Raw genomic sequence first — 25539 nt, forward strand, 5'->3', positions numbered from 1 at the left:
CCACCTCGGCCGCGGCTGCGCGCAGTATCGCGAAGGCGAGGGATGAGGGGTGCGCACCAACGGCTCAATGTGCGTGCCGGGAGTCTGCTGGGAAAGGCGGGTGCGTAGCCGACCTGCCAAAACCCGGCTTGGCGAAAGCACCAACGTGGAATCTAGGAGCGTCCGGCGCTGGCATGGTCATCAACCAACCGAAGTGCCGCGGTGGTTTTGCCGGTCCCTGGCGCGCCCACGACGGTCGCGATCACTGGAGCACCGTCAGCCGAAAGCAGCGTGCGCAGTTGGGCCAGAGAATCCAGGTTCATAGGGCTATTCGACCAGAGGCCACCGACATGCCTAGCTCGGGCCAGACCAGCGAGCTAGCGCGAGGTCAACGCGATCTCCTTGCTTGCGCAACGGCGTGCCTTCGTCTCGATAGTGTTCAAGCGCTTCGTCTTCGTGGCCTTGCGGTGGCAGCCCACCAGCACGCAAGACTCGCCACCAGGCGACTTCCGATCCGTAGTGCGCCATGACCCAACCAACGAGACGTGGATGCCCCCGCCCAATGTACTCAGCCACGTCTCCATAGGTCATGACTTTTGCGCTGGGAACATGCTCTACGGCAGCTAGGACTGCGTCCACAAAATCACTGTGAGACCGATTCATCTCTCTCCCAAGGTAAGTGGTAAAAACTGGTTCGATGGCTTCCATTAGGATGATGGGACCACAGAGGGAGATTCAACCGTGACCGTAGATCCGAATACTCCTCGGCAACGGCTAGTCGCGCCGAGCGGCGAGCACAATTGTTGGGCGCAGCCCGCGATACTTTCGCCCACGCGGGCTATCACGCCACTGCCATGGACGACATTGCTGAACGTGCTGGCGTATCAAAGCCGGTGCTCTACCAGCACTTCACTAGCAAGATTGAACTTTACTTGGCCCTGCTGGATCAGCAGGTCGAAACCCTGGTGACGCTGATTCACAGCGCCCTTCGATCTACTGACGACAATGAGCAGCGCCTTGCCGCAACAGTTGAGGCCTACTTCGAATTTGTCGACACGCCAGAGGGCGCCTATCGACTGGTTTTCGAATCTGACTTCGTGGCTGAGCCAGACGTCAAGAACAGAGTCGAGTCGGTGACCGACCTGTGCGCGAGCGCAATTGGTGAAGTTGTTTCCGAAGACACCGGGTTGGACAAAGACGAAGCATTCCTGATCGGTGTCTGCTTGGCCGGGTCCGCTCAAGCGTGCGCTGCCCGCTGGGTTGCTCTGGGCCGTGCCGTGCCCCGCGACCGGGCCGCGGCCCTTGTGACTAGCCTCGGTTGGCGTGGGTTGACCTCGCTGCCACTCACCCGCGATGAAGTCCACGCCTTGGGAAGCGATTAACCTAGCCAGGCGTTGTACTTGTGTCACGGTTTTGAGTGACAGGACGTCCCTCCCGACAACGTCGGGATCAATCTGGAGGTATGCAGTGGAAGTACGTATCGGTGTGCGCAACGTCGCCCGCGAGGTCTCCTTCGAGTCCGCTCAGACGCCCAACGAAGTTGCTGCTCTGGTAGATGAGGCACTGGCCTCATCGTCATCCACCTTGAAGCTCGAGGACGAGAAGGGCCGCGTCGTCGTCGTGCCTGTTCAGGCTTTGGGCTATGTCGAAATCGGCGCACCTGAGAAGGGCACCGTCGGCTTCGGCCGCTAGAGACATGTTGATCACTGTGCTGATCGCCCTCTTCGTGGGCCTTTTGATTGGCGGGCTGGTCCCGGCGGTCATTCCCACGAAGGGGGAGGTCAACACGTTCTCCAGCATTATTTTGGGCTCGACCAGCGCAGCCGTCGCAACGCTGTCTTTGGCGCTTGCTACCGAGCGCTCAGGCTTTGACATCGCAGCTATCGGTGCTGGCGCCGCGGCTGCTGTTGTCGCTTGTGCGATCTTCGCGCCGATCTCTGGCCGCCCTAGCGTCTAGTTCTTAACTAGCGAGGCCGACCCTGCGCATCCGAGCAGTGTGCGCCTCGGTGAGACGCGTGAGCATCCGGCCCAACTCCACGAGGTCAGCCTGCTCATCCTCTTGCTCCCATGCACCAATCAGCAAGGCAGCAAGGGCGTCGTGATCGGCTGCGACGTGCTGGGTTTGAGCAATCGCCTCGCCCACAAGGCGCCTACCCCACAGGGCCAGTCGACCCGCTGACGTGGGGTTTTCCTCTATAGCGCGGCGCAATAAATCAGCCAGGGCCTGGCTTTGACCACGGTCATCCAAAACCGCATCTACGACGGCTCGCGTGGCCGGATCCACTCGCCTGGCTACCTCTCGATAGAAGTCCCGAGCGATTTCGTCTCCCACATAGGCCTTGACCAAACCCTCAAGCCAGTCTTTGCTGGGCGTGCGCTCGTGAAACTGATCAACGGCCCTCACGAAAGGCTGCATCAGCGCATCAATGTCAGCACCGGCCTGCGAAATATGCGCATTTAGGTTGTCAAAGTTTTGCCACGCTCGAGCACTAATTGATCCGAGTGTGATCTGTAGCGAAAGCGTTGGCGCACTCTGTGCATCTGCCGCCACCCGCAAGTAACCGCTGAGCTCCGCATAGGCCAAGGCACCGAGCAATTCCTCAACTGCCTGGGTGTATGTCGGGTCGCCCACTTGGTCGTGATTCATACCTCTACGCTACTGCGGCATACACTCAGTAGTGACACGGTGCCCGGTCGGCACGACAGAGGGGCTGCTAAGTGCAGCCAAAAGCAGAAAAACCCCGATCGGCCCGACCTACGCGCGTCCCAGCGATGCGCTCACCGATTTGAGGATTCATGGAAGAAACCCGCACCTTTGCCGATTTCGGCATTCATGCCGACATCGTTGCCGCCCTCGAGGCGCACAAGATCACTCATCCTTTCCCGATCCAGGCAATGACCTTGCCGGTCGCTTTGGATGGACACGACATCATCGGACAAGCCAAGACCGGAACGGGTAAAACTCTCGGCTTTGGCATTCCGATCCTGCAGCGCGTGACCTCGCCAACCGATGAAGGGTTCGCAACCCTTGAGGGTGCCGGCAAGCCGCAGGCACTGGCCGTCGCCCCCACCCGCGAGTTGGCTGTCCAGGTCGCCCAGGACCTCACACGTGCGGCCGCTGGCCGTGGCATTCGCATTCTGACGGTTTATGGCGGTCGTGCATACGAGCCGCAAATCGATGCTTTGAATGCTGGCATCGAAGTCGTCGTCGGCACCCCCGGCCGCTTGATTGACCTGGCCGAGAAGGGACACCTGTCACTTGCTCACTGCCGCATCGCGGTCTTGGACGAAGCAGACGAAATGCTTGACCTCGGCTTCTTGCCGGATGTCGAAAAATTGCTCAACATGACCCCTGCCGGTCGCCAGACCATGCTGTTCAGCGCGACCATGCCCGGCGCCGTGGTGGCGCTCGCCCGCAGCTACATGACCCAGCCCACCCACATTCGGGCGATTAGCGAAGACGACTCGGGTCAAACCGTTGCCGCTGTGGAGCAGTTCGTCTTCCGCGCGCACGCCATGGACAAAGTCGAGATGTTGGCCCGCATCATGCAGGCTCGCGGGCGTGGACTGAGCATTGTCTTCACTCGCACCAAGCGGACCGCAGCCAAAGTGGCCGATGAGCTGGCCGATCGCGGCTTTGCGGCCGCAGCTATTCACGGGGACCTCGGACAGGGCGCTCGCGAGCAGGCTCTTCGCGCATTCCGGAATGGCAAGGTCGACATCCTGGTAGCGACCGACGTCGCTGCCCGAGGGATCGACGTCGAGGCAGTGACCCACGTGGTCAACTTCCAGTGCCCCGAAGACGAAAAGACCTACCTGCACCGCATCGGCCGCACGGGCCGCGCCGGGGCGACCGGTGTCGCCGTCACGTTCGTGGACTGGGATGACCTGCACCGCTGGGTTCAGATCAACAAGGCACTCGATCTGGGAATCCCCGACCCGGAGGAGACCTACTCCTCGTCACCGCACCTGTTCAGCCAGTTGGACATCCCCGAGGGCACGACCGGCTCTCTGCCAAGGTCTTCGCGGACTCGTGCCGGCCTCGGCGCCGAGCACGTCGAGGATATTGAAGGAAAGCCCGCGGGTCGCCCTCAGGGTGGCCAGGGCGGTCGTGGTCAGCGCAAGACGGGCAACCGTCCCGCCTCAGGTGGGGCCAACAAGGGTGAAGGTGCGCCCCGGGCCGCAAAGCCGCGAACCGAGCGCACAACGACCACCGATGGCAAGGTTCGCCGCCGTCGCCGCCGGGGTGGAGCAGCGAATTCTGGCAAGACGGCCGCCGAGAGCTAATCAACCCGGCGTCTAGGCGCGTGTCGGCAAGGCACCGGTTCCCATGAGAGGGGAGCCGGTGCCTTGCTGCATGAGGGCGTCGAGCACCTCAAGGCTGGTGGTGTTCTCAGCAAGCGCATTGAGCTTGCCGGTGCCGTGATAATCGCTTGATCCGGTGACCATCAAGCCCAGCGTGGCAGCCAACTCGCGGCCGTGTTCACGAGCAGCCTCATCGTGATCGCGGTGGTCAACCTCTAGGCCGGCCAAGCCAGCCTCGGTGAGTTCGTGAATGACTGCGTCACTGACTACCCGACCGCGCATTGAAGCAAACGGGTGGGCCATCACGGGCACTCCCCAGCGGCCCTAATCATCTGGACCACATCAACTGGATCGGGCGCGTCCACTGGCAGATAGTACGGCTTTCCGGCCCCGAGAATCTGAGCAAAGGCCTCGTCGCGGTTGGCGAAGTGCCCCGCTCGCACCAGCGCGTCCGCGAGGTGTGGCCGCCCCAGCGTGGCGCCCGGTTGAGCGTGCGCCAGCATCTCCCCTAACTCGACGCGAAATCCGTCTTTGCGCAGCAGGTCAACTTGGCGACGCAGTCGATCTGCGCGAAACTCTCGGACTTGCTCCATGGAGCCCAGGAAAGCGGCTGAAAGCGGATCCGGTCGATAGGCCAGCATGTGGACCGAAATACCCAGCGTGGTCTTGCAAGAGACCTCGATACCTGGCACCAATAGCAGTCCGACCTCGCTAGCCACCGCATCTGCCTCAGCCCAGCCGGAGGCGACGTCATGGTCCGTGAGTGCCACGACATCCAGTCCCGCCTGAGACGCCGACCTGACGACATCGCCCGGGCTCTGCGTGCCGTCACTGTGGTTGGAGTGGGTATGGAGGTCAATCACGGGAGCTGATGCCATTTGCTCACGGTAAACCACTCACAGGCATACTGAAGGAGGGGCACCTATGCTGACTGCAGGATCTAGGTCACCAATTGAGGAGAGTTCAATGACACGACGTCGCTATTTCTGGGCCGGTTCGGCATTGGCTGCCACCCTGGTCATTTCGGGCTGCAGCAGCGATTCCGGTGATGTCGATGATGCGGCCACCAGCACAGCCTCCGACGATGTCGCGGCTACGAGCGCGCCCGCGGATGCAGCCACCGCGACCTCTGAGACTGCGACCCCGGACGCGGCGGCGGACACTGCCGCGGCTACGGCAGAGCCGACAGTTGACGTCGAAGCCCTGAGCGCATCCGACGAAACCTTCACCATCGAGATGCCAGCCGATTGGTCAGACGCCGGCGAGGCTGCCGGATCAACGGCCGTCCTGGCAACCCGCTCCGATGAACCGATCAGTGACTTCTTCAACAACGTCGTCGTGGTCAAGGACGAGCCCCTTGATGACTTGGAGCAGGCCATCGCAGACACCGGCGAAGAACTGGCTGGCAGCGATGGCACTTCGGACGTGCTGGACGCCATCGAGGTTGATGGCAAGGAAGCGATCGGCCTGCGCGTCGAGCGCACTCAGAGCGATGTCGAACTCGTTCAGGTGCAACGCTGGGTTGAACACGACGACTCGCTGTTTGTCATCGTGCTGTCTTCAACTCCTGAGGGTGCCGACGCAGCCGAGTCCGACTTTGCCGACATCCTCGATTCCTGGAAGTGGGAGTAGCCCAAGCACCTAGCAACCAAGGTTGCCTAGTAGGCACCGACTCCTCGGCGACGCGCACGAATAGCCGAGCGGTCGGTGCCTATCTGCTTCCTGGCGAGGTAGGCGCCAATCGAGAGGCCTGCAGCCAGCCCGATACCGGTGCCAATCACGACGCTGAACTGCACATAGATCGCGGTGACGTAGGCACCGGCCTCAGAGTCCTCCATCAAGAGGAAAAGGCCCTTGTAGACGGCTAGACCGGGCAAGAGGCTGATGATGGCTGCGGTGGTGATGGCAAGCTCAGGCACTCGCAGTTGGCGGTGCAAGTAGTAGCCAGCGAAGCCGATCACGACGGCAGGGATAGCCACTGTTGGACCGATGCTGAACTGGAAAAGGCTGACCAACTCAAAGATGATCCACGCCGCGCCAGACAGGGCGATCCCCAGCATCGTGGCTCGAGTGCCCGTGTAGGTCGCTAAGCAGAAGCCAGGTGCCACCAGCATGGCTCCCAACGTGCCAAACAGTGGCGAGCCGCCAAGCGTGACATAGGGCGAAATCGACATCCCGACGCCCAGCGCTGTGGAGATCTGCAGGGCCAGGGCCGTTCCAATACCAATACCTAGCGTCATCATCAGCACTTCAATGCCACGTGCCGCCGAAGTCAGGTAGTAGCCGTCAATCGCGTCTTGTGCTGCGCCCAATACCGAGAGCCCAGCGAGCAAGACGATGATGCCGGAGACGACGACGACCGACGGAGAGTTGAGCCCAGGTATCCCGCCCATGGCGCCAGCCAACGCGGTCAGTCCGGCCGCAATAAATGTTGGGATCGAAGCGCTGAGGGCATTGGCAAAGAACCCAGCGAGGCCAACCTTCTGGCAGAACCGTTGAGTTTGATCGACAAGGGCTGCGCTGATTGCAGCCACGATCCACATCACTGGGCCGGCACCAAAATCCAGGTCACACCAACGGCGATACAGGATAGGCCAGCCGTCGCAACCCAGCGACGGTGTGGGTGGGGCCGGACCAGAATGTCGCTCAACTGCTGCCGGGCGTCCTCAACGTCGATGACCTCGTTGCCGTTTTCGCGGGCAAAGGCAATCTCTTCGACGAGGTTGTACAACTCTTCGAGGCGAGAGTAGTCGGCCGAGCGCACCTTCACCACGCGCATCACCGAAAGCGGGTCTTCGTTGGCACCACGCTGGATCGAAACCGAGATCGAGGTGAAGGTGATGTCTACGTGAGTGGAATGAATGCCATACGCAGCCGTCAATCGCAGCACCGTCGTCACCACGTCTGCGGCAGAAGCCCCCGTCGAGAGCAATGCTTCGCCCACCCGTAAGGCGAGGTCAATCACCAATCGGGCATGCTGCTGTGAAATGTCATCGCTGGTGCTCGGCACCCCGATCGGGACCGTGGGCGGCCCAAGGCCGCGGACGGCCCAACTGGCACGGTCTCGCCAGGCCTTCCCGATGGATGGGGCTGGCCGCAATTGGGGTCCGGTGATCTCCGTGGCACCCACAATTGGCTCTTCGCTTAGGTTCTGCTCCTGCACACTCCCAGGGTAGGCATTCACCCTGACATTCCCCTCAATGCCCGACGTGTCACGATGTGGGTATGAGTGAGAAGCAGCCGCAAGCAGACCATCGCAGCCGCCCAACGGGGGAAGCCTTTAAGACTTTTATGCAGGAGGGCTGGGCTCCGCGGGCCGCGGACCTGCCCGATCTGACCGATGGGGCCGCGTCAGCCGCGCACCGACGCGCCGCGCTGAGTGAAGAATTCCTCGGAGAACGTCTTGTTATCCCCGCTGGCGGCTTCAAGGTACGCAGCAACGACACTGATTACGTCTTCCGTCCGCACACTGCTTTTGCATACCTCACTGGCCTCGGCTCAGACCGTGAGCCAGACGCAGTCCTCGTGCTGGAGCCGCTGTCTGAGGGAGGGCATGAGTCGACGCTGTATTTCCGACCGCTGGCTGGCCGGGAAACCGATGAGTTCTTCGCCGACTCTCGCGTCGGCGAGTTTTGGTCGGTGCCCGCCCGACGCTGGAGAGCGCCGCGCAAGAACTTGGCCTGAAGACGGCTCATCTGGATGAGTTCACCACTGCTTTGGGCAAGGATGTCGGATCGGTGAGCGTCCGGGTCGTGGCCGATGCCGATCAGGATGTCACTGATGCCGTGCTGGAGGTGCGTGCCACAGCAAGTGAGCAAACCGAGCAGCAGTTGCAGGACGCGGCGGCTGCCGACGCCGAGTTGGGCCGCCACTTGTCGACCGTACGCGCGGTGAAGGACGCCTGGGAAGTTGAGCAGATGCAGCTTGCCGTCGACTCAACCGCGACTGCGTTTGACGCGGTTGTTGCGGCATTGCCGCAGGCGGTGGAGAAGGGCCGTGGCGAGCGATGGATTGAGGGAACCTTGGCCTGCACGCTCGCCATACCGGCAACGGAGTCGGCTATGACTCGATCTGTGCTGCTGGCGACCACGCCAACACCTTGCACTGGATCCGCAACACCGGCGATGTCTCCCCGGGAGATCTCGTGTTGATTGACGCAGGTGTTGAGACCGATTCGCTGTATACCGCTGATGTCACTCGCACTTTGCCGGTAGATGGCACCTTCACCCCCAACCAGCGTCAGGTGTACGACGCGGTGTTGGAGGCCGCCGATGCCGGCATTGCCGCCGCTCGCCCCGGCAACAAGTTCAGCGACATTCATTCCGCCTCAATCAGGGTCATTGCCACCAAGCTGCACGAGTGGGGCATGCTCCCGGACGGGGTAGATGTCGAGGCCACGCTCGACCCGGTTGACGGCCAATTCCACCGGCGCTGGATGGTCCATGGCACCAGCCACCACCTTGGACTGGACGTTCACGACTGTGCGCCAGCGCTCCGCGCGGACTACCTCGACGGGGAACTCAAGCCCGGGATGGTCCTCACGGTCGAGCCAGGTCTCTACTTCAAGAGCGACGACGAGTTGGTCCCAGAGCAGCTGCGTGGCATTGGCGTGCGCATCGAGGACGACCTCGTCATCACCGATGACGGCAACCGCAACCTGTCTGGCGCGCTCCCCGCGAAGCTGAAGCAGTGGAACGCTGGGTGCAGACCGGTGCGCGTTAACTGCGCTTGACGGGCATTTGCTCCAGCAGGTCTCGGGCCTGCTGGGCAGACTTGTGCTCAGTGAGCAACTCGTAGCGCGTCGCGACCACCTTGGACACCGAGGTGAAGTCGCGGCGGCCACGGGTCATCCCGTAGCCGAGCATGGCCCAGACCAGGCCAAAGATGGCGCCGAATCCGATGGCACCCACGATGGTCGTCAGCGTGTCGCCAGGCGTGGTGAAGAGAGTAAACACCAGCCCAACGAAGAGGCCCATCCAGGCACCCGAAAGGGCACCGCCCAAGATGACTCGTCCGGTCGTCAGTCGGCCTGTGACTCGCTCTACCTGGCGAAGGTCAGTGCCCACGATGAGGCAGTTTTCCACCGGGAACTCTTCATCTGAGAGGTAGTCCACGGCTGCCTGGGCGTCTTCGTATCGCTCAAAGAGGCCCAAAGACATGGGGTAGTTCAGCGAAAGGCCAGTGCCTCGGGATCCTTCAGAGGGCTGCATCGGTGTCGTCACTCTCCTAGTTTCTCACTTTCACGGCAAATGCATGACAAACCCCCGACCACTCCAGTGGGCGGGGGTTTTCAGTTCAATGCTCAGGCGCGACGAGTCTTACGGCGAGGCTTCACGGGGCGACGCGAGACGTCATACGCATCATTTGGCATGAATGCGCGGCGAGCGGAGGAGATGTACGTAATCCCAGCGGGGATAGCCATGGAGAACTTCGGCCTTTCGGGGTTCAAGGGGGTTTTTCTGTGGTCTATCTAGTTCTACACCCAGACGTAGTTGATCATTCCATTGACGGCTGGTGATCCCAGTCACCCCTGCGCCAGTAGGTATCCTGACGTCGTGAGTAGTTCCCGCGTCTTCGTTGCTCGTCTCAATGGTCTTAGTGTTTTCGATCCCCTCGGAGACGAGGTGGGTCGCGTTCGTGACGTCGTCACCACCTTGGCGCCCAGGGGCGGCAGCAACACCCCGCTTGCCGTTGGCCTCGTGGTAGAGGTCCCCGGGCGGCGGCGCATTTTCCTGCCGCTGACTCGGTGACAAGTATCGACTCCGGCCAAGTCATCACCACCAGTCAGCCCAACATGCATCGTTTCGAGCAGCGTCGGGGCGAAACCCTCATCCTGGCCGAGCTCTTGGATCGCCGGGTGACGGTTCGCAACGATGGCGACACCTTCGCAGCCACCGTCGAAGACCTCGCCATCGACCTTGAGCGCAATCGCGATTGGCGCATCACCAAGGTCTTTGTCCGCAAGGGTGAGCCGGAGCAACGACAGCGTGGCTTGCGGCTACGGCGACGCACCGGCGAGACGCTGCTCGTCGACATCGAGTCCGTCGACGGTCTGGCCCGCAGCGGCCCGGCACAAGCGGTTGACGCCCTGCTCGAGGCCTACGAGGACCTCAAGACCACCGACCTGGCGGAGGCGATTCACGATCTCTCCAGCAAGCGACGCGGCGAAGTCGCCGATGCCCTCGACGATGAGCGCCTCGCCGATGTGCTGGAGGAGTTGCCAGACGACGACCGGGTCGAGATCTTGATCAACCTGTCGTTGGACCGGGCCGCAGACATCCTTGAGGCAATGCAACCCGATGACGCGACCGACTTGTTGTCGGAGTTGCCCGAAGCCAAGGCCGAGCAGCTGCTGCAGCGAATGGAGCCGGACGAGGCCGCTCCTTGCGCCGATTGCTGACCTATGAAGAGAACACTGCTGGCGGTCTGATGACCAGCGAGCCAGTCATTCTTGGCCCTGATGCGAGCGTTGCCGAGGCGCTAGCCGTCGTGCGCCGCCAAGAACTGTCGCCCGCGTTGGCTTCACTGATCTTTGTCACCCGCCCGCCGCATGACACGCCAACCGGCAAACTGCTCGGTGTCGTGCATATTCAGCGACTGCTGCGTGAACCGCCACACGAGCCCATCGGCGGCATCTTGGACAAGGCCATCGACTCTGTCTCCGACAGTGCCAGCTTGGCGTTCGTGACCCGCCAACTCGCCGCCTACAACTTGGTGGCTCTGCCCGTGACCGACTCCGACGGCCGACTGTTGGGCGGCATCAGCGTGGACGACGTGCTCGACCACTTGCTGCCCGACGACTGGCGCCAGCGCGACGATTTGCCTGAGGACGTGACCCATGTCTGAGCCGACCCCCGCCCGCAACAGCCGAGCCAAGTCAAGCAAGTCGGCCAAGACGACTACTTCAGCACGCGAGAGCCGCTTGGATCAGCCGATGGCAATGCAAAGCGTCGTCGGCTGTGGCGTCCCAACATGGACCCCGACACGTTCGGCCGGTTCGCTGAGGGGTTTGCTCGCTTCATGGGCACCGCTCGGTTCTTGGCTTACATGTCGGCCTTCGTCGCCATTTGGCTGATCTGGAACGTTGCCGCGCCCAACGGCCTGCGATTTGACCCCTATGCCTTCATCTTTTTGACCTTGATGTTGAGCCTGCAGGCCTCCTATGCCGCTCCGTTGATCCTGTTAGCGCAGAACCGCCAGGCCGACCGAGACAAGGTAATGATCGAGCAGGACCGCTCCCGGGATGAGCGGGCGTTGGCTGAGACAGAGTTCCTGACCCGTGAAGTGGCCTCGCTGCGGATTGCGATGCGTGACTCGGCAACCCGTGACTTTGTCCGCTCCGAGTTAAGGAACCTGCTTGATGACATGGAAGAGCGCGGCCTTCGGGTGACTCGTGACGAGGGCGACGACCGGGATGGTGCCCCTGACTCGAGGCGGTGAGCACGCCGCATACGATGGGGGTATGTCACTCCCCACGCTCGATGCACTGCACGCTGCCCTCACCAAGGTCAACGACCCCGAGATCCGCAAGCCCATTACGGAACTCGGCATGGTGGAGTCAGTCGATATTGACGACGACGGCTCAGTCCGCAGCACCATCTTGTTGACCGTGCCCGGTTGCCCGATGAAAGAGACGATCACTAAGGACGTCACGGCAGCCCTGAGCTCGGTCGCCGGCGTCACCGACGTGCAGGTCAGCCTCGGTGTCATGAGCGATGACCAGCGATCTGAGCTGCGCAACAACCTTCGCGGCGGGGCACCCGAGAAGAGATCCCGTTTGCTCGCCCGGACACCCTCACCCGCGTGTATGCGGTGGCCTCCGGCAAGGGAGGTGTTGGTAAGTCTTCGGTGACCGTCAACCTCGCTGCCTCCATGGCCGAGCAGGGTCTGCGCGTTGGCGTCGTCGACGCTGACATTTACGGCTTCTCAGTGCCGCGCATGTTGGGCGTGAGCAACCCGCCCACCCAAGTCGACGAAATGATCTTGCCGCCGATCGCCCAAGAGGTGAAGGTCATCTCAATCGGGATGTTCGTGCCGGGCAACCAACCGGTCGTTTGGCGTGGCCCCATGTTGCACCGTGCGATGCAGCAGTTCTTGGGCGACGTGTACTGGGGCGACCTCGACGTGCTTCTGCTCGACCTCCCCCGGGCACCGGCGACATCGCCATCACGGTGGCGCAGTTGCTGCCCAACTCGGAACTCATTGTCGTCACCACCCGCAGCAGGCTGCAGCTGAGGTGGCTGAGCGTGCTGGCGCCATTGCGCTGCAGACTCACCAGCGCTTGGTTGGTGTCATCGAAAACATGTCGTGGCTGGAAGCGGCCGATGGCTCGCGCCAGGAGATCTTGGCTCCGGCGGGGCCAATTGGTCGCCGACTCCTTGTCGAAGTCGATCGGCGCTCCGGTGCCGTTGTTGGGCCAGATCCCGTTGGATGTCACGCTGCGCGAAGGCGGGGACCGTGGCGTCCCGGTAGTGCTGGGAGATCCAGACTCAGCCTCTGGCACGGCCCTGCGTGGCATTGCCCGCGGTCTTGCTCAGCGTGGACGCGGCTTGGCCGGTCGCAAGTTGGGGATCACCCCGACCTAAGTCAGCGCCTGACAATCCAGCGCTCTTCGGCGTCGGTGCAACGGTTTATGTTGCGTCGAGGTCGAAGGGCGTTGGCAGTTCCGGGTTGAACCGGCGGCGATTTGGCCTAGCGGCAGCGCGGGGCTCAGTTTTTGTTTCTGAGTTTGCAGTGCTGGGCACCGCAGCGGTGTCTTTGTCGTCCACCGGCACCATGCCAGCCGCTTCGGCCGTCGTCTTAGAGGGGGTCTTGAGCGCTTCTCGAACGATGCGTCGCGGGTCATACTGACGCGGATCGAGTTGGCGCCAATCGACATCGTTGAAGGAAGGCCCCATCTCTTCCTTGATCTGCGTCTTGGCACCCTCAGCCATGTCCCGCATGGAGCGCACCATGTCGCCCAGTTTTGCGGCATACGCTGGCAGGTTCTTGGGACCAATAATAAAGACGGCAAGCACTGCGAGCAGGAAAAACTCACCACCGCCGATATTTAGCATTCGTCCTCCTGCCTCACGATCTCACTACTCTGATGAGCCTTGCAGCGTCATGGTCACGGTGCGCGTGCCGCCATCAGTATCCAGCACTTCGGCCTCGATTATGTCGCCAACCCGGTAAGAACGCAGAATCACGATGAGTTGGCTTCCATCTTCGATGTCTCGCCCGTCAATGGAGGTGATGATGTCGCCTGAGACAAGGCCAGCGGCCGCCGCCGCACCGTCTGGGTCAACACCAGGCGTGCCGTCTTGCAAGTCATCACCGACGCGAGCGCCGTCACCGGCATACTCCAGATCGAGGAAGACACCAATCACCGGGTGCTCACTGGTGCCCGTCTCGATGAGCTGCTCAGCGGTGATCTGCACCTGTTCCGCAGGGATGGCGAAGCCCAGACCGATGCTGCCGCTAGCGGCGCTGCCCAACGCCGACGGCAATTGCGCAATCGCGGAGTTCACCCCGACGACTCGGCCACTGAGATCGAGCAACGGCCCGCCGGAATTGCCCGGGTTGATAGCTGCGTCGGTTTGGATCGCGTTGATGTGGAAGCCCCGGAAAACTCGCCGGCGACCACGGGCCTATCCAGAGCAGACACGATCCCTAAGGTCACGGTGTTGTCGAGCCCTAGCGGTGCGCCGACAGCGAGCACCTGCTGCCCCACCTGGAGATCGTCGGAGTCAGCGAAGGCCAGGACTGGAAGGTTGTCGCGGTCGACCTTCAAAACGGCAATGTCGTATGACGTGTCGCTGCCCACCACTTCGGCCGCTGCGGACGTGCCATCGGTGAACTCGACAGTGATGCCATCCTCCGATGCACCCGCGGTGACGTGGCTATTAGTGACGATGTATCCGTCTTCGCGGATCACAAAGCCTGAGCCAAGCCCGCCCTCGTCGCCTGCTTCCACTGCGATAAACACCACGCTGGGCAGCACCATTTGCGCGATCTGAGTCGCAGGCGATTCACTCGCTGGCTCAGTATTGATCGGCAGTGCTTGAGTGACCGTGGGCGTGCTTGCGGGCTGCATGGCGCCGTTGACCGTGGCCGCGACTATCCCACCGGCAATACCGCCGCCGACACCCCAAAAGCAGCGCCATCGCGATAACGATGACGCTGCGGTTGGAGTTGGTGCTTGTCATTTAGCCCATAGCCGGCACGGCTGGGCGGACGGTGGACCGGTGCTCTGCGGTGGCTGGAGCACGGTGGGCAAGTGTTTGGCGCAACTGCGCCCGGCCGCGGTGGATGCGCGATCGCACCGTGCCCAACTTGATGCCCAAGGTCTGTGCCACCTCTTCGTAGGAGTAACCCTCGATGTCGCACAGCACGACGGCGGCGCGGAACTGGGGCGTCAACGCATCGAGAGCGCCCTGAATGTCGCCATCAAGATGATTCAAGTCAAACGCGTCTTCGGGTGAGACAACGCGTGAGGGCAGTCGGGCCGCGAACTCATCCGTCAGGGCGTCGAAGCGAATGCGCTTTTTGCGACGCACTCGATCAAGGAAGAGGTTGGTGGTGATCCGGTGCAGCCAGCCCTCGAAGGTCCCGGGGCGGTAGGTCTCCAGCGAGCGGAACACCTTGATGAAAACGTCGTGTGTCAGGTCTTCGGCGTCGTGCTGGTTGCCGGTCAGACGATAAGAGAGCCGATACACCCGGGCGGAGTGCTCGCGCACCACGTCGTCCCAGGTGGGCATGACCCAATCAGCTTGTGCGTCCGTCGAGGCGGCGGCCCCGGATGAGGCCGTTAATTGAGTATCCATTCAGCGCACCTCCTGGGGTTTGGCGCAGTGGTTACTAGAGACAAATAATGCCACCGGTAACTGTGATTTGGCTGATACGGAGCCAGCAATCACCCATGTGAGAGGTGGTGAGTCTAGGCTGGCGGTATGTCGGTGTTGCGAATGGCCTCATGGAGTTACTCCGAAGACTTTGTGGGCGTTCCACCCCTCATTGACGAGGCGGGGCGTGAGGGGGCAGAAATGGGCGCCGCTCCGGTGAAGCCTGCCGTGGGTTCAGCCCTGCGTTTGCTCGCCGCTGCTGGCCAGGCCAAGCATGTCGTTGAGGTCGGCACTGGTGCCGGGGCCTCTGGCCTCTGGCTCTTGGAGGGCATGTCGGACACGGGCATCCTCACGACCATTGATATTGAGCCTGGGATAACGAACGTGGCCCGCCGGACCTTCCGCAACGCTGGCATCCCATCTCAGCGCACCCGTTTAATTAACGGCGACGCCAATGATGTGTTGCCTCGGCTCACTGATGCCGCCTACGACCTGGTCTTCATTGATGCCGACATCGCGTCCTATCAGCACTATGTAGATCAGTCGATTCGGCTGCTGCGCCCTGGTGGCGTCTTGCTCATCGACAACATGCTTTACGGCGATCGCGTCGCAGACCCCGCCATTCGCGACAAGGCAACAGTCCTGGTGCGTGACTTGGGCAAGAGCCTGCGCGACGACGAGCGTCTGCAATCAACTCTGCTCCCCGTTGGGGATGGCCTGTTCTCCGGCATTCGCCAATAGCGCCTATCCCGTGGTGCGTTTCATCACCCGTGCCGGGACACCAAACACAAATGTGCTCGCCCGCAACAAGCGGACGAGCACATTTTGCTGTAGGAAACTAGCCCAGGCATTCCTTGATCGCGTCGCCGAGGGCGCCCGCTTCGTCGGCGTTCATCTCAACGACGAGGCGTCCGCCGCCCTCGAGGGGCATACGCAGGACGATGCCTCGACCTTCCTTCGCCACCTCAAGGGGCCATCCCCGGTGCGAGGCTTCATTGCTGCCATCTGACTTCCTCCTGACGCGGCCGAAGCCACTAACGCTCTTTGCCTCATTGCTTAGAGCAATCTTTTGGTCCATTATCGCCCGAATGACCGGCCACGTCATAATCTGGGGTTCTAGAGCAAGTTCCTGCACTTCGTAGCCATCCTCTTTCAGGAGACATCAATGACTGAAAACGTCCTTTTGACTCGCCAGGGCCATGTCGCCTTGTTGTCGTTCAACCGACCGGACGCCATGAACGCTCTCGACATTGCGACGAAAGAGACGCTGCTGCAGCACCTGCGCGAGGTGGCCGCAGACCCTGAGGTACGCGCCGTCGTCCTGACCGGCTCTGGCCGCGCGTTCTGTGTCGGTCAGGATCTTCGTGAGCACATCACCTTGCTGCGCGACGACCCAGCGATGGTCGCGCGCACCGTCCGAGACCACTACAACCCGATCGCTGAGCTCATCGCCACGATGGATAAGCCCGTGATCGCGGCCGTCAATGGCGTCGCCGCCGGTGCTGGCGCCTCGATTGCTTTCGGCGCTGACTTGCGGTTGGTGGCAGACACGGCTGGCTTCAACTTGGCTTTCGCGGGGGTCGCTCTGAGTTGTGACACCGGTGCTTCGTTCTTGTTGCCGCAACTGGTGGGGATGGCTAAGGCTAAAGAGTTGCTGCTACAGCCCAGCACCATTGATGCTCAGACCGCGCTGGACTTGGGTCTGGCGACGCGGGTTCTGCCCGCTGCCGAGCTGGAAGAAACAGCACTGGCTTTGGCTCAGCAGTTGGCCCAAGGGCCCACGCTGGCCTACGGCTCAATGCGTCAGGCCCTGGCCTACGCCACTGGCGCATCGATCAGCGATGCGTTGGAATTTGAAGCCACAATGATGGACCGGACCGGGTCCAGCGCTGATCACAGGATCGCAGTCGAGGCTTTCCTCTCGAAGGAGAAGCCCAACTTCACCGGTCAATAGCCCGCGCTTACGGCGGGTTGTCTTGCGGCGGGACGAACATGAACAGCTCCCACGTCCACCACACCTGCCAGGCGAGGAACAAGCCGACAAAGACCGCGACCCGGATCGCCGTAAGCCACCCGGGGACCCGGCCACGTGGGTCTGAGCGTTCCCAGCCCAGCCCGAGCAACACGATGGCTAGCGGAAAAGCGGCAATAGGTAGCGGTAGATGCTCGTCCAAGGGTCCAGCGCAGCAAAGAGGTACAGCGGATAACCCAGACACCAGGTCCGCATGACGGGGCCGAGGCCGCGCGCCCATGGGCCTAGGACAGCCACAACGAGCGCGATAAGCACGATCGCCAGGTAGACCGGGCCAGCCGTTGGGCCAAAGAGGAATTGGACAATCTCAATCGTGGGTGTGAAGGGGCTAATCGGCTCGCCTTGACGCCACGCGGACATCGTGACGGTGTAGGCATCAGATTGTCTAGTGCCCCACCAGGCGATGGCAGGCCACATCAGGCCCGAAGCTCCACAGGCAACCAGCGCACTCGCCATAGACGCCCACTCGCGGCGATCAATGGGGTTGTCGTCGCGGCGCCGCCAACGAACGATGACGGCCACGAGCGCTACGAGGCCAAGTGGCAGCGCAATGGGCCGCGCTAGGCCGGTGAGCAGGGCCACCAGGGCCGCAGCTCCCCACCGGCGTTTTGCGAGGAGCCAGAGCGCGCTCGCTAGCAACAGCATGGCGAGTGACTCGGTATAGGCAACCTGCATCGTGGGCGAGGCTGGGAAGGCACCGACGAGCGCAACCGTCCCTAGCGCCGCCACGGGACCGACCACGTCTTTGACGAGACCCGCGATAACGAGCGCCGCGGCATACCCCAGGAGGGTGGCGACAATGACGGCGGCGACGGAGAAAGGCGCCCCGGTGAGCATCACGGCTCGGGCTAGGAAGGAAAGACGGGGTAGAAGGCCCACTCGTTTTGCCGGACCTGGCCGGAGTCGTCCAGTGGCAATGAGTCCGGATAGCCCGCGGTTGCGATCCGCTCGTACCACTGCCCGTCCCACAGGGTTGCGACCTCAAAGTAGCGAGGGACGTCTCCGGAGTAGATAGATGAGTCTTGCTCACTAGTGGCGATCCACACTAGGACACCGGTGGTGAACAGACGTAAGGCTGTCCAGATGGCCAGGACAGCCAGAAGGAACGGCACCCGCTCCCCCAGCAGTGCCGCTCTGAGGTGCTTGGTCACGACGCCAGCTCACTCCCATGGGCCCGAAAGCAACCCGCAAAGTGGTCGTCAACGACGCCGCAGGCTTGCATCGCGGCGTACAGCGTGACTGGGCCCAAGTGCGCGAAACCGGCCTTCTTGAGGGCTTTGGCCAACGCTGCCGACTCTGGGGTGCTGGCTAGCGCCTGGGCCACACTCTCAGGCCGGGAGTGCTCAGTTGGCTTGGCTCCCAGAAGGTTGCGTCCAGGCCTGCGTGCTGTCGCAGTTCTTGAACGGCTCGTGCGTTGGTGATGGTGGCCCGGATTTTGCGCTGATTGCGCACAATGCCGGCATTGCCCATGAGCTGCTCGACTTCAGCCTCACCAAAGCGAGCGACGACATCGGCATCAAAGTTGGCGAAGGCTTCTCGAAAGTTGTCACGCTTGCGCAGGATCGTCAGCCAGGACAAACCTGATTGAAACGCTTCCAGCGTCAGCCGCTCGAAGAGTCGCTGCTCACCATGAACGGGCCAGCCCCACTCCGTGTCGTGATAGGCCACGTAGTCGGGTTGGGCAGGGTTAGCCCAGGCGCAACGCTTGAGCCCGTCTTGGCCCTCGACCAGGGCGGGCGGCTCGGGTGCTGGGGTCAAGTCGGTCATTGGCCTCGGCGGCGGCCGCCATCTTTTTGATGGATCGAGCGAACATCGCGCGATTGCCCGGATCGAGCACCGGGCCGAGCAACGCCCCCGCGGCTGCTGGCCGGAGGACGATGTTTTCGCGCCAGACCACCCGGGTGTCGTCACCCTCAGCAGTGAAGTGCACCTGTGCCCAACCGTCGAGCAAAGGCCCAAACTTTGTGATGGTGAGGCTGTTGTGCGGATCCCACTGGGTGATCTCCATGCGATCAACGAGCGAGAGTCTGCCGAATCCAGAGAGCGCTGTGAAACGCCAGCCTTTGCCCATCGGCCGATCTGAGGCACGGATGCGCGTGAGCGGGATGTAGTTGCCATGCATCCGGAAATCGCTAAATACGTCAAAAGTCGTGATGAGGTCGGCACGGACGGTCTGGACAATCTCAAATGTCCCCATCGGGAACCTCCTCTAGCGCCTCGGCAGGCGTCTCAGCTGCCGCTTCCTGCTGAGCCAATTGCACTTGCAACCGCTGAATGACTTCGTCGACCTGTGACATCTTGTAGCCGCGGGCGACGACGTTGAACTTCAGGTGATCGATATCGGCCGCCTTGAGCGATCCGTCGGGCACGCCGGGGTAGGAGTCTGAGGTCACCGGCTCTTGCACCGAGGAAATCGGGACACGATCGGCCACCACAGCGATGAGAACTCCCACCAGCAGCACCACCAGGCAGGCCAAAAAGATCGTCATGGAGCGGGCCGCCCGGCTCGAGTCTTTTGGATGAATTCAATGGCTTCGGCCGGATCATCCGTCAGGTGCAGCAGATCGAGGTCCTTCTCTGACACCGTGCCCTGCTCGATGAGCGTCCCGCGGATCCACTCCAGCATGGGCGTCCAGAAGTCGACGCCGAGCAGCACGATGGAAAAACTCGTCACCTTGCCTGTCTGAACCAACGTGACGGCTTCAAAGAGTTCGTCCAGGGTGCCGTACCCACCAGGCAGCACGATGAATCCCTGCGCGTACTTCACGAACATCGTCTTGCGCGCGAAGAAATACCGAAAGTTGATGCCGAGGTTCACGTAGTCGTTGAGTCCGTTTCAAAGGGCAGTTCGATGCCCAGGCCTACGGAGGTGCCGCCCGCCTCGCTGGCGCCTTTGTTGGCCGCCTCCATGGTGCCAGGACCGCCACCGGTGATCACCGCATACCCGGAATCGACCAAGAGGCGTCCCACCTCTTGGGCAAGGTCGTAGGCAGGGTGCCCCGGGCCGGTGCGCGCAGAGCCAAAGACACTCACCGCAGGGCCGAGCTCAGCTAGCGCACCAAAGCCCTCAACAAACTCGGATTGGATGCGCAACACTCGCCACGGATCGCCGTGCACCCAGTCGGCTGAGTCATCGCCGTCCAGTAGGTTTTGGTCAGTCGTGCGCTTGGGCACCTTGACTCCGCGCAGGCGGACGGGACCTTTGAAGTAATCTCGTGGCGATGTCACACCGCTGACGCTATCTTGTCGGGCTGACACTGGCCTGCTTAACACTCTGCACACAGGGGCCTCGGTAATATGTCCGCCATGCCCTCCCCTGCTCGGACCGTTACCGTCGCTGCCCTGACCGTTGGTGCTGCCGTTGCCGGAATCTTTGGAGCAACGTGGACAGTGGATCAATTGCGCAGCCCCACCTGTGAGTTTGTGGTGGGTGACAGCACCGAATCTTTCAGCCCTGAGCAATCGGCAAATGCCTCCACCATCAGCATGATCGCCGTCGAGCGTGGCCTGGCCCCTCGTGCGGCGACCATTGCTATTGCGACGGCCATCCAAGAGTCAAAGCTGGTCAACATCAACTACGGCGACGCAGACTCGTTGGGCCTCTTCCAGCAGCGCCCCAGCCAGGGTTGGGGTTCTGAGGAGCAAGTCACTGACCCGGTATATGCCGCCAACGCCTTCTACGACGCCCTGGTGCAGGTTGATGGCTGGGAAAACGGCGTGGTGACTGAGGTTGCCCAGGAAGTCCAGCGCAGCGCCTTCCCGACTGCCTACGCCGACCACGAGCCTGAGGCCCGGGTTGCTGCGTCCGTGCTGACCGGTGAAACTCCCGCTGGCGTTGGCTGCCGACTCGACGGCCCATCAGCGGCAGGCTCTGCTTCGGACACGTCGGCTAAGGCTGCCAACTACTTCGGCTACTCCAGCGTCCCGGATGGCAACACGCTCACCTTCGTCACGTCGACCGGTTCACAGGCCTGGGCAGTCGCATCGTGGGGGTCACGCACGCCGAGACAGAGAACATCACGGCGGTGTTGGTCGATGCCCAAACCTGGCAGCGAGACTCTGATCCGCTCACCTGGTCAAGCGACGATTCCGGCCTGAGCAACGACGTCACCGTCGTCTTCGAGTTCGCGACCTAAACCTGTTTCGCTGGCCACTCGAGACCGGCCTCACTGGTAACGCACAAAGCGCCGACACCCTGCGAGGGCGTCGGCGCTTTTGTGGTTGTGTGACTAGCGGTTGTTCATGTCCAAGTAGTTGCGCTCACCGTGGCCGGTGTAGACCTGGCGTGGACGGCCGATCTTGGTCTGGGGGTCGCGGATCATTTCACGCCACTGCGCGATCCAACCGGGCAACCGGCCAATCGCAAAGAGGACGGTGAACATGTTGGTCGGGAAGCCCATCGACTTATAGATCAAGCCGGTGTAGAAGTCGACGTTGGGGTACAGCTTGCGCTCGACGAAGTAGTCGTCTTCCAAAGCCGCCTGCTCCAACTCCAGAGCCAGATCCAACTGCGGGTTGCTGCCCATCTTCGACAGGATGTCGTGGGCCGTTTCCTTGATGATGGCCGCACGCGGGTCGTAGTTCTTGTAGACACGGTGGCCGAAGCCCATCAGGCGGACGCCGTCTTCCTTGTCCTTGACGCGGCGCACGAAGTCCTTGACGTCTCCACCATCGGCCTGGATGCGGTCAAGCATGCCCAGCACTGCCGAGTTGGCGCCACCGTGCAGCGGGCCAGACAACGCGTGGATGCCGGCCGACACCGAGGCGTACAGGTTGGCCTCGGACGAGCCAACCAGACGCACCGTCGAGGTAGAGCAGTTCTGCTCGTGGTCAGCGTGCAGGATGAATAGCAGATCCAAGGCCTTAGCCAGGTCGGGGTCCATCTCGTACTTCTCGGTGGGCTGACCGAAGGTCATCCAGAGGAAGTTCTCGACCAGGTTGTGGTCGTTGTTCGGGTAGAGCAGCGACTGGCCTTGGCTCTTGCGGAAGGCATAAGCGGCAATCGTCGGCAGCTTGGCCATCAGGCGAATCGTCGACAGCTCAACGGCCTTGTCGTCGAACGGGTCAAGGCTGTCCTGATAGAAGGTGCTCAACGCAGAGACTGCAGAAGAGAGCACTGGCATCGGGTGCGCGTCCCGCGGGAAGCCGTTGAAGAAGCCCTTCATGTCTTCGACCAGGAGCGTGTGCTGACGCAAGGACGAGTCAAACTCAGCCAACTGGTCTGCTGTCGGCAGCTCACCGTGGATCAGCAGATAGCTGGTCTCCAAGAAGTTGGACTGCTTGGCCAGCTGCTCAATCGGGTATCCCCGGTAGCGCAAGATGCCAGCGTCACCGTCGATGTAGGTGATGTCGGACTTGCAGGATGCCGTGTTGACGAAGCCCACATCGAGCGTGGTGTCGCCGGTGGTCTTCATCAGTTTGGAGACGTCCAAACCGTTGTTGCCCTGCGTCGCGGGCACGACAGGAAGCGGCAGCTCGTGCTCCCCATAGTGGAGCGTGGCGTTGTCGGTCATGAATTCCTCCTGATCGTGCCCCGTCGTTGGGGCTTCATACACGGATGCTGTATGCGGTAGATCACGGACCTACCGCGAAGCGGTTAATCGCTAAGGGTTTGGCGCCTAGTCGTCGTGCGGCTGGGGCGGCAAGTCAGAGATGATCGGGTGGTCCTTGGGGATGACGCCAAGCTTGGCTGCTCCCCGGGGCTTCCCAGGTCGTCAAAGAACTCAACGTTTGCTTTGTAGTACTCAGTCCACTGGTCGGGGACGTCGTCCTCGTAGTAGATCGCTTCTACGGGGCAGACAGGCTCACAGGCACCACAGTCGACACACTCGTCGGGGTGAATGTAGAGCGAGCGCTCCCCTTCATAGATGCAGTCAACAGGGCACTCTTCGATGCAGGCCTTGTCTTTGAGGTCCACACACGGTTGGGCGATCACGTACGTCATGTCAGACAGTATGCCGCGCACAGGCCGATGACTCTAACCGGGGCGACATACTTCCTCCTTATCCTGTGCAGGTCACTCCTGGTGACGGCTGATATGTCGTGGTGTAATCCCGGTCGCTCACGACTGATCCAGACTGCGACAGCGTGCGGTTGACGTTAATGCTGAAGCCTTCAACAGCACCCTGGGTCAAGCACTCTGCCGAGTTGTCCGTGAACGTTTCCGGTTGAGTGATGTTGTATCGCGATCCGGTGGTGGTGTCGACGCTGTACTGACGGTCACCCCAGAACTGCATGTAGATCGAGTCACCCTGGAGATAGGTTTCGATAATGATCGGAGTGTCGGTGTCATTGGTGAACTTGTTGTCGATGACACCAATGGCGATGGTTGCTTCGCGCCCCACGGGGTAACGCGAGATGTAATACGAGTGCGGCGTGAATTCATCCAATTGCACGCCGGCGAACCAAGCGGTGTTGAGCAGCGTGGTGGAGACCTGCGACAGGCCACCACCGATGCCCTTGACTAGGCGGCCGGAGTCGATCACCCCAGCCTCGACATACCCGCGCTCGGGAGTGATAGGTGCCAGAGCGTCACCAAGGCTGAAGCTCTCGCCCGGCATCACCACAGCGCCATTCACGTGCCCAAGGCCCACTCGGATGTTTTCAGTCCGGTCTGCGTTGGCGGCACCAGTTGGCATTTCGCTAGTGAACTCAGCCATCTGAGTCATCTCCCAGCCGTCGGCGTCCGCGTTGCTGATCTCCGGCTTGACCTCACCACGTTGACCGTGATGGTCCGGCCATCGACTTCAGGTGTGCCTTCGTCGGTGGCGGACGGCTCTGGCGCATCAGTGGTGGCTCCCGCCTCATCCCCGCTGGGAGCATCTTCAACCTTCAGCACCTCTCGCGCCCCAGAGAGAATGCCCGGCTCATCGACCTCAGACCCAACGACTGCGTTCACAATCTCAGGGCTACCGCCGGACAGTTTGACCGTGGCATCCCTCGGATCTTTGACCACGTCAGACAGGTTGCCGTTAACGATGTTGAGCAGCTCTTCGTCGTCCTGCACCAATCGCAATGAACCCTCACCAGGGCCACTTCCATCTTGGACAACATTCAGAACACGTGAAATCTGTGTCGGGGTGACCGCAGCCGTGGCGTCATCAGCCTTGACGGTGACATCTTCGGACAAGGCTGGCTCGGCGTAGTCGGCGATGAACTCATCGACGTCTTCGGCACTGACGTCAGGCTCAATCGCGACACTTGCGCCTTCGATCCGCAACTCGCGTGGCCAGTCATTCGAGATGGCCTCCACCGTGCCCTCAACATCAAGCTCGACACCAGCCTCTGGCATCGTGGGCTTGACCTCACCCTGGGCCAGCACAACCTTGGCCTGCACGGGCTCCTGCACCAACTCCGGAGCAACTTCGTCCAAGGCGGCGGTCAGCATTTCTTGGTCAACTGTTGTCGATAATTCCAACTCGCGGCCCTGACCGCTCAGTTGAGCCCACAGATTGCGCGGATCTAGCGTCAGACCAGTCACCCCATCGAGGGTGTCCGCGTAGTCAGGTGCCAGCCCGATCTCTGCGGGATCCAACTCGACGTTCTCGCCGGACAACTCAATGACCACGGGTTGAACCGTGATCTCTTCGAAATCGTCAACGAGGACTTCTTCGGCACTCTCTCGGTTCAAGCCACCGATATTTGCACCGTCCACAGTCGTGCCACTGGGGATACGGTCGCCGAGGTAATAGGCCAGGGCAACGTATCCACCCACCAAAACCACCAGGGCCACGATGGAGCGCACAAGGATGCCACCCCATTCGCTACGCGGTGGGGTTTGCTCGGGCAGTGGTGCTGCTTGTTCAGTCACGGACTAAACCTCAAGTATCGGTGGGACTAGTGGTGAGGGTGCGGTAGGACCCTTGGCAGTGTACGAGAGGGGCGTGCGCAGACTCGGGAACTTCAAGTGCAATGACCTCTCCAATGAACAGGTGGTGATCGCCCGCCTCGTGCAGAGCCACCGTGCGGCATTCGATGGTGGTGAGCGCGTCATCCATCAACGCCACGCCTGTCACGCCCCGGTGATGCGGCACTCGCCCGAGTTGCCCCAGCATCGGGCGGCCCGGCGTAGCCAACCATTCCGCGATCTTGCGGCCGGTGGCTGGCATCAGGCTGATCCCCCAGACACCACTCTCTTGGGCTGCCTCGAACCATCGCGATTCAGTGCCAACGCTGATCATCAACAGCGTGGGCTCCAGCGAGACGCTGACGACCGCGTTGGCAGTCATTGCGTGGTCTTGCTTGCCAGCCAACGTTGAAGCAATGGTGACCCCACTGGCAAAACGCCCCATCGCCCGCCGGTATTGGTCCGTTGTGAAGTTCGCTTGTTCAGTCACTCATTACTCCCCTCGTCGTCTCTGCTTTGCTGAGCTTTGGGCCCACCGGTGTGATGCCCTCCCT

At 61.7% G+C, this 25539-nt stretch carries 35 protein-coding genes and 5 pseudogenes; 14 read left to right on the forward strand and 26 right to left on the reverse strand.

The genetic code is table 11. From position 1 onward, the window contains the following. Positions 1-152 precede the first annotated feature (152 nt). Together L0A91_RS07730 and L0A91_RS07735 are read right to left on the reverse strand one after the other, a co-directional pair. Positions 153-302, reverse strand: coding sequence for a hypothetical protein (locus L0A91_RS07730; protein ID WP_235246490.1), 150 nt, complete (start codon positions 300-302; stop codon positions 153-155). Positions 303-333: 31 nt separating this feature from the next. Next, a complete protein-coding gene (locus tag L0A91_RS07735) occupies positions 334-687 on the reverse strand; it encodes an MGMT family protein (RefSeq protein WP_311198119.1) in 354 nt (117 codons plus the stop codon). Positions 688-833: 146 nt separating this feature from the next. On the opposite strand from L0A91_RS07735, the gene L0A91_RS07740 reads away from it, so the two are divergent. The 3 genes from L0A91_RS07740 (at position 834) to L0A91_RS07750 (ending at position 1936) form a co-directional block, all read left to right on the forward strand. Further along, complete coding sequence (locus L0A91_RS07740) at positions 834-1361, forward strand: TetR/AcrR family transcriptional regulator (protein WP_235246493.1); 528 nt, start codon at positions 834-836, stop codon at positions 1359-1361. A gap of 85 nt (positions 1362-1446) precedes the next feature. Then, complete coding sequence (locus L0A91_RS07745) at positions 1447-1671, forward strand: DUF3107 domain-containing protein (protein ID WP_235243688.1); 225 nt, start codon at positions 1447-1449, stop codon at positions 1669-1671. Between the two features lie 4 nt (positions 1672-1675). Continuing rightward, positions 1676-1936 carry a hypothetical protein gene (locus L0A91_RS07750; RefSeq protein ID WP_235243690.1) on the forward strand — a complete coding sequence of 87 codons (261 nt, stop codon included), beginning with the start codon at positions 1676-1678 and terminating at the stop codon, positions 1934-1936. A 3-nt stretch (positions 1937-1939) separates the two neighbouring features. Here L0A91_RS07750 and L0A91_RS07755 read toward each other — a convergent pair whose 3' ends face one another. Further along, a complete protein-coding gene (locus tag L0A91_RS07755) occupies positions 1940-2626 on the reverse strand; it encodes a ferritin-like fold-containing protein (protein ID WP_235243692.1) in 687 nt (228 codons plus the stop codon). Positions 2627-2775: 149 nt separating this feature from the next. On the opposite strand from L0A91_RS07755, the gene L0A91_RS07760 reads away from it, so the two are divergent. Beyond that, positions 2776-4266, forward strand: a complete 1491-nt coding sequence (locus L0A91_RS07760) for a DEAD/DEAH box helicase (protein ID WP_235243694.1) — start codon at positions 2776-2778, stop codon at positions 4264-4266. Between the two features lie 12 nt (positions 4267-4278). Here L0A91_RS07760 and L0A91_RS18850 read toward each other — a convergent pair whose 3' ends face one another. Further along, positions 4279-4587 (reverse strand): hypothetical protein, encoded by a 309-nt coding sequence (locus L0A91_RS18850; RefSeq protein WP_311197724.1) that lies wholly within the window; start codon positions 4585-4587, stop codon positions 4279-4281. Beyond that, positions 4587-5162, reverse strand: a complete 576-nt coding sequence (locus L0A91_RS07765) for a PHP domain-containing protein (RefSeq protein ID WP_311197725.1) — start codon at positions 5160-5162, stop codon at positions 4587-4589. The genes L0A91_RS18850 and L0A91_RS07765 overlap by 1 nt, the downstream gene beginning before the upstream one ends. 88 nt (positions 5163-5250) lie before the next feature. Here L0A91_RS07765 and L0A91_RS07770 point away from each other — a divergent pair, with 88 nt between their 5' ends. Next, positions 5251-5916 (forward strand): DUF1795 domain-containing protein, encoded by a 666-nt coding sequence (locus tag L0A91_RS07770; RefSeq protein WP_235243696.1) that lies wholly within the window; start codon positions 5251-5253, stop codon positions 5914-5916. A 26-nt stretch (positions 5917-5942) separates the two neighbouring features. Here L0A91_RS07770 and L0A91_RS17395 read toward each other — a convergent pair whose 3' ends face one another. Next, positions 5943-6818, reverse strand: coding sequence for a threonine/serine exporter family protein (locus tag L0A91_RS17395; RefSeq protein ID WP_260115161.1), 876 nt, complete (start codon positions 6816-6818; stop codon positions 5943-5945). Positions 6819-6826: 8 nt separating this feature from the next. Further along, positions 6827-7447 carry a threonine/serine exporter family protein gene (locus L0A91_RS17400; protein WP_260115162.1) on the reverse strand — a complete coding sequence of 207 codons (621 nt, stop codon included), beginning with the start codon at positions 7445-7447 and terminating at the stop codon, positions 6827-6829. 62 nt (positions 7448-7509) lie between these two features. Between L0A91_RS17400 and L0A91_RS19810 the strand changes: the two genes are divergently transcribed. Genes L0A91_RS19810 through L0A91_RS19820 form a run of 3 tightly spaced genes read left to right on the forward strand, consistent with a single transcriptional unit; the run spans position 7510 to position 9016 of the window. Then, positions 7510-7968 (forward strand): aminopeptidase P N-terminal domain-containing protein, encoded by a 459-nt coding sequence (locus tag L0A91_RS19810; RefSeq protein ID WP_397333680.1) that lies wholly within the window; start codon positions 7510-7512, stop codon positions 7966-7968. Then, on the forward strand, positions 7917-8435 hold the full coding sequence (locus L0A91_RS19815; protein ID WP_397333681.1) for a hypothetical protein: 519 nt from the start codon (positions 7917-7919) through the stop codon (positions 8433-8435). Before L0A91_RS19810 ends, L0A91_RS19815 begins: the two co-directional genes overlap by 52 nt. After that, entirely contained in the window at positions 8354-9016 is a 663-nt protein-coding gene (locus tag L0A91_RS19820) for a M24 family metallopeptidase (protein WP_397333867.1), read from the forward strand. Before L0A91_RS19815 ends, L0A91_RS19820 begins: the two co-directional genes overlap by 82 nt. Here the strand turns inward: L0A91_RS19820 and L0A91_RS07790 are convergent. Beyond that, positions 9003-9494 carry a general stress protein gene (locus L0A91_RS07790; protein WP_235243698.1) on the reverse strand — a complete coding sequence of 164 codons (492 nt, stop codon included), beginning with the start codon at positions 9492-9494 and terminating at the stop codon, positions 9003-9005. The genes L0A91_RS19820 and L0A91_RS07790 overlap by 14 nt on opposite strands. Before the next feature lie 345 nt (positions 9495-9839). Here L0A91_RS07790 and L0A91_RS07795 point away from each other — a divergent pair. The 3 genes and pseudogenes from L0A91_RS07795 to L0A91_RS07805 all read left to right on the forward strand — a co-directional run bounded on the left by L0A91_RS07795 (position 9840) and on the right by L0A91_RS07805 (position 12869). Then, positions 9840-11130 (forward strand): annotated as a pseudogene (locus L0A91_RS07795) (magnesium transporter MgtE N-terminal domain-containing protein). Between the two features lie 126 nt (positions 11131-11256). Continuing rightward, the gene (locus L0A91_RS07800; protein ID WP_235243700.1) at positions 11257-11724 is read left to right on the forward strand and encodes a DUF1003 domain-containing protein; all 468 of its coding nucleotides are present in this window, start codon (positions 11257-11259) and stop codon (positions 11722-11724) included. Positions 11725-11746: 22 nt separating this feature from the next. Beyond that, a pseudogene (locus L0A91_RS07805) lies at positions 11747-12869 on the forward strand (Mrp/NBP35 family ATP-binding protein). A gap of 45 nt (positions 12870-12914) precedes the next feature. On the opposite strand, the gene L0A91_RS07810 reads toward L0A91_RS07805, so the two are convergent. From L0A91_RS07810 to sigE, 4 genes are all read right to left on the reverse strand, one after another. Continuing rightward, complete coding sequence (locus L0A91_RS07810; protein WP_235243702.1) at positions 12915-13340, reverse strand: Sec-independent protein translocase TatB; 426 nt, start codon at positions 13338-13340, stop codon at positions 12915-12917. Positions 13341-13364: 24 nt separating this feature from the next. Beyond that, a complete protein-coding gene (locus L0A91_RS07815; RefSeq protein ID WP_397333868.1) occupies positions 13365-13877 on the reverse strand; it encodes a S1C family serine protease in 513 nt (170 codons plus the stop codon). Next, a complete protein-coding gene (locus tag L0A91_RS07820) occupies positions 13790-14359 on the reverse strand; it encodes a S1C family serine protease (protein WP_235243706.1) in 570 nt (189 codons plus the stop codon). Before L0A91_RS07820 ends, L0A91_RS07815 begins: the two co-directional genes overlap by 88 nt. Before the next feature lie 112 nt (positions 14360-14471). Beyond that, a complete protein-coding gene (gene sigE / locus L0A91_RS07825) occupies positions 14472-15089 on the reverse strand; it encodes an RNA polymerase sigma factor SigE (RefSeq protein WP_235243708.1) in 618 nt (205 codons plus the stop codon). A 126-nt stretch (positions 15090-15215) separates the two neighbouring features. On the opposite strand from sigE, the gene L0A91_RS07830 reads away from it, so the two are divergent. Beyond that, entirely contained in the window at positions 15216-15848 is a 633-nt protein-coding gene (locus L0A91_RS07830; RefSeq protein ID WP_235243710.1) for an O-methyltransferase, read from the forward strand. A 97-nt stretch (positions 15849-15945) separates the two neighbouring features. Here L0A91_RS07830 and L0A91_RS07835 read toward each other — a convergent pair. Continuing rightward, a pseudogene (locus L0A91_RS07835) lies at positions 15946-16112 on the reverse strand (DUF3117 domain-containing protein). A gap of 160 nt (positions 16113-16272) precedes the next feature. On the opposite strand from L0A91_RS07835, the gene L0A91_RS07840 reads away from it, so the two are divergent. Further along, complete coding sequence (locus L0A91_RS07840; RefSeq protein WP_235243712.1) at positions 16273-17061, forward strand: enoyl-CoA hydratase/isomerase family protein; 789 nt, start codon at positions 16273-16275, stop codon at positions 17059-17061. Between the two features lie 7 nt (positions 17062-17068). On the opposite strand, the gene L0A91_RS07845 is transcribed toward L0A91_RS07840, so the two are convergent. The 8 genes and pseudogenes from L0A91_RS07845 to L0A91_RS07875 form a co-directional block, all read right to left on the reverse strand. After that, entirely contained in the window at positions 17069-17281 is a 213-nt protein-coding gene (locus L0A91_RS07845; protein WP_235243714.1) for a hypothetical protein, read from the reverse strand. Continuing rightward, the gene (locus tag L0A91_RS07850; protein ID WP_235243716.1) at positions 17239-17976 is read right to left on the reverse strand and encodes a hypothetical protein; all 738 of its coding nucleotides are present in this window, start codon (positions 17974-17976) and stop codon (positions 17239-17241) included. Before L0A91_RS07850 ends, L0A91_RS07845 begins: the two co-directional genes overlap by 43 nt. Before the next feature lie 11 nt (positions 17977-17987). Then, the gene (locus tag L0A91_RS07855) at positions 17988-18290 is read right to left on the reverse strand and encodes a hypothetical protein (protein WP_235243718.1); all 303 of its coding nucleotides are present in this window, start codon (positions 18288-18290) and stop codon (positions 17988-17990) included. Further along, the gene (locus L0A91_RS18855) at positions 18287-18463 is read right to left on the reverse strand and encodes a DNA-3-methyladenine glycosylase I (RefSeq protein ID WP_311197727.1); all 177 of its coding nucleotides are present in this window, start codon (positions 18461-18463) and stop codon (positions 18287-18289) included. The genes L0A91_RS07855 and L0A91_RS18855 overlap by 4 nt, the downstream gene beginning before the upstream one ends. Continuing rightward, the gene (locus L0A91_RS07860; protein ID WP_311197728.1) at positions 18448-18906 is read right to left on the reverse strand and encodes a DNA-3-methyladenine glycosylase I; all 459 of its coding nucleotides are present in this window, start codon (positions 18904-18906) and stop codon (positions 18448-18450) included. Before L0A91_RS07860 ends, L0A91_RS18855 begins: the two co-directional genes overlap by 16 nt. Continuing rightward, a complete protein-coding gene (locus L0A91_RS07865) occupies positions 18827-19336 on the reverse strand; it encodes an SRPBCC family protein (protein ID WP_235243720.1) in 510 nt (169 codons plus the stop codon). Before L0A91_RS07865 ends, L0A91_RS07860 begins: the two co-directional genes overlap by 80 nt. Continuing rightward, entirely contained in the window at positions 19323-19628 is a 306-nt protein-coding gene (locus tag L0A91_RS07870; RefSeq protein ID WP_235243722.1) for a DivIVA domain-containing protein, read from the reverse strand. Before L0A91_RS07870 ends, L0A91_RS07865 begins: the two co-directional genes overlap by 14 nt. Then, positions 19625-20397, reverse strand: a pseudogene (locus L0A91_RS07875) (TIGR00730 family Rossman fold protein). The gene L0A91_RS07870 and the pseudogene L0A91_RS07875 overlap by 4 nt, the downstream one beginning before the upstream one ends. A 48-nt stretch (positions 20398-20445) precedes the next feature. Between L0A91_RS07875 and L0A91_RS07880 the strand changes: the two are divergent. Beyond that, positions 20446-21237, forward strand: coding sequence for a hypothetical protein (locus L0A91_RS07880; RefSeq protein WP_235243723.1), 792 nt, complete (start codon positions 20446-20448; stop codon positions 21235-21237). Positions 21238-21368: 131 nt separating this feature from the next. Here L0A91_RS07880 and L0A91_RS07885 read toward each other — a convergent pair whose 3' ends face one another. From L0A91_RS07885 to L0A91_RS07905, 5 genes and pseudogenes are all read right to left on the reverse strand, one after another. After that, positions 21369-22652: a citrate synthase gene (locus L0A91_RS07885; protein ID WP_235243725.1), complete on the reverse strand. Its 1284-nt coding sequence runs from the start codon at positions 22650-22652 to the stop codon at positions 21369-21371. Between the two features lie 105 nt (positions 22653-22757). Further along, positions 22758-23083 (reverse strand): annotated as a pseudogene (gene fdxA / locus L0A91_RS07890) (ferredoxin). A gap of 58 nt (positions 23084-23141) precedes the next feature. After that, positions 23142-23798 carry a VanW family protein gene (locus tag L0A91_RS07895; RefSeq protein WP_235243726.1) on the reverse strand — a complete coding sequence of 219 codons (657 nt, stop codon included), beginning with the start codon at positions 23796-23798 and terminating at the stop codon, positions 23142-23144. Positions 23799-23803: 5 nt separating this feature from the next. Then, entirely contained in the window at positions 23804-24949 is a 1146-nt protein-coding gene (locus L0A91_RS07900) for a peptidoglycan binding domain-containing protein (protein ID WP_235243727.1), read from the reverse strand. A 10-nt stretch (positions 24950-24959) separates the two neighbouring features. Then, positions 24960-25475 carry a flavin reductase family protein gene (locus tag L0A91_RS07905; protein ID WP_235243728.1) on the reverse strand — a complete coding sequence of 172 codons (516 nt, stop codon included), beginning with the start codon at positions 25473-25475 and terminating at the stop codon, positions 24960-24962. Between the last annotated feature and the right edge of the window lie 64 nt (positions 25476-25539).

This window comes from Ornithinimicrobium sp. INDO-MA30-4, from assembly GCF_021535045.1.
Classification (GTDB): domain Bacteria; phylum Actinomycetota; class Actinomycetes; order Actinomycetales; family Dermatophilaceae; genus Ornithinicoccus.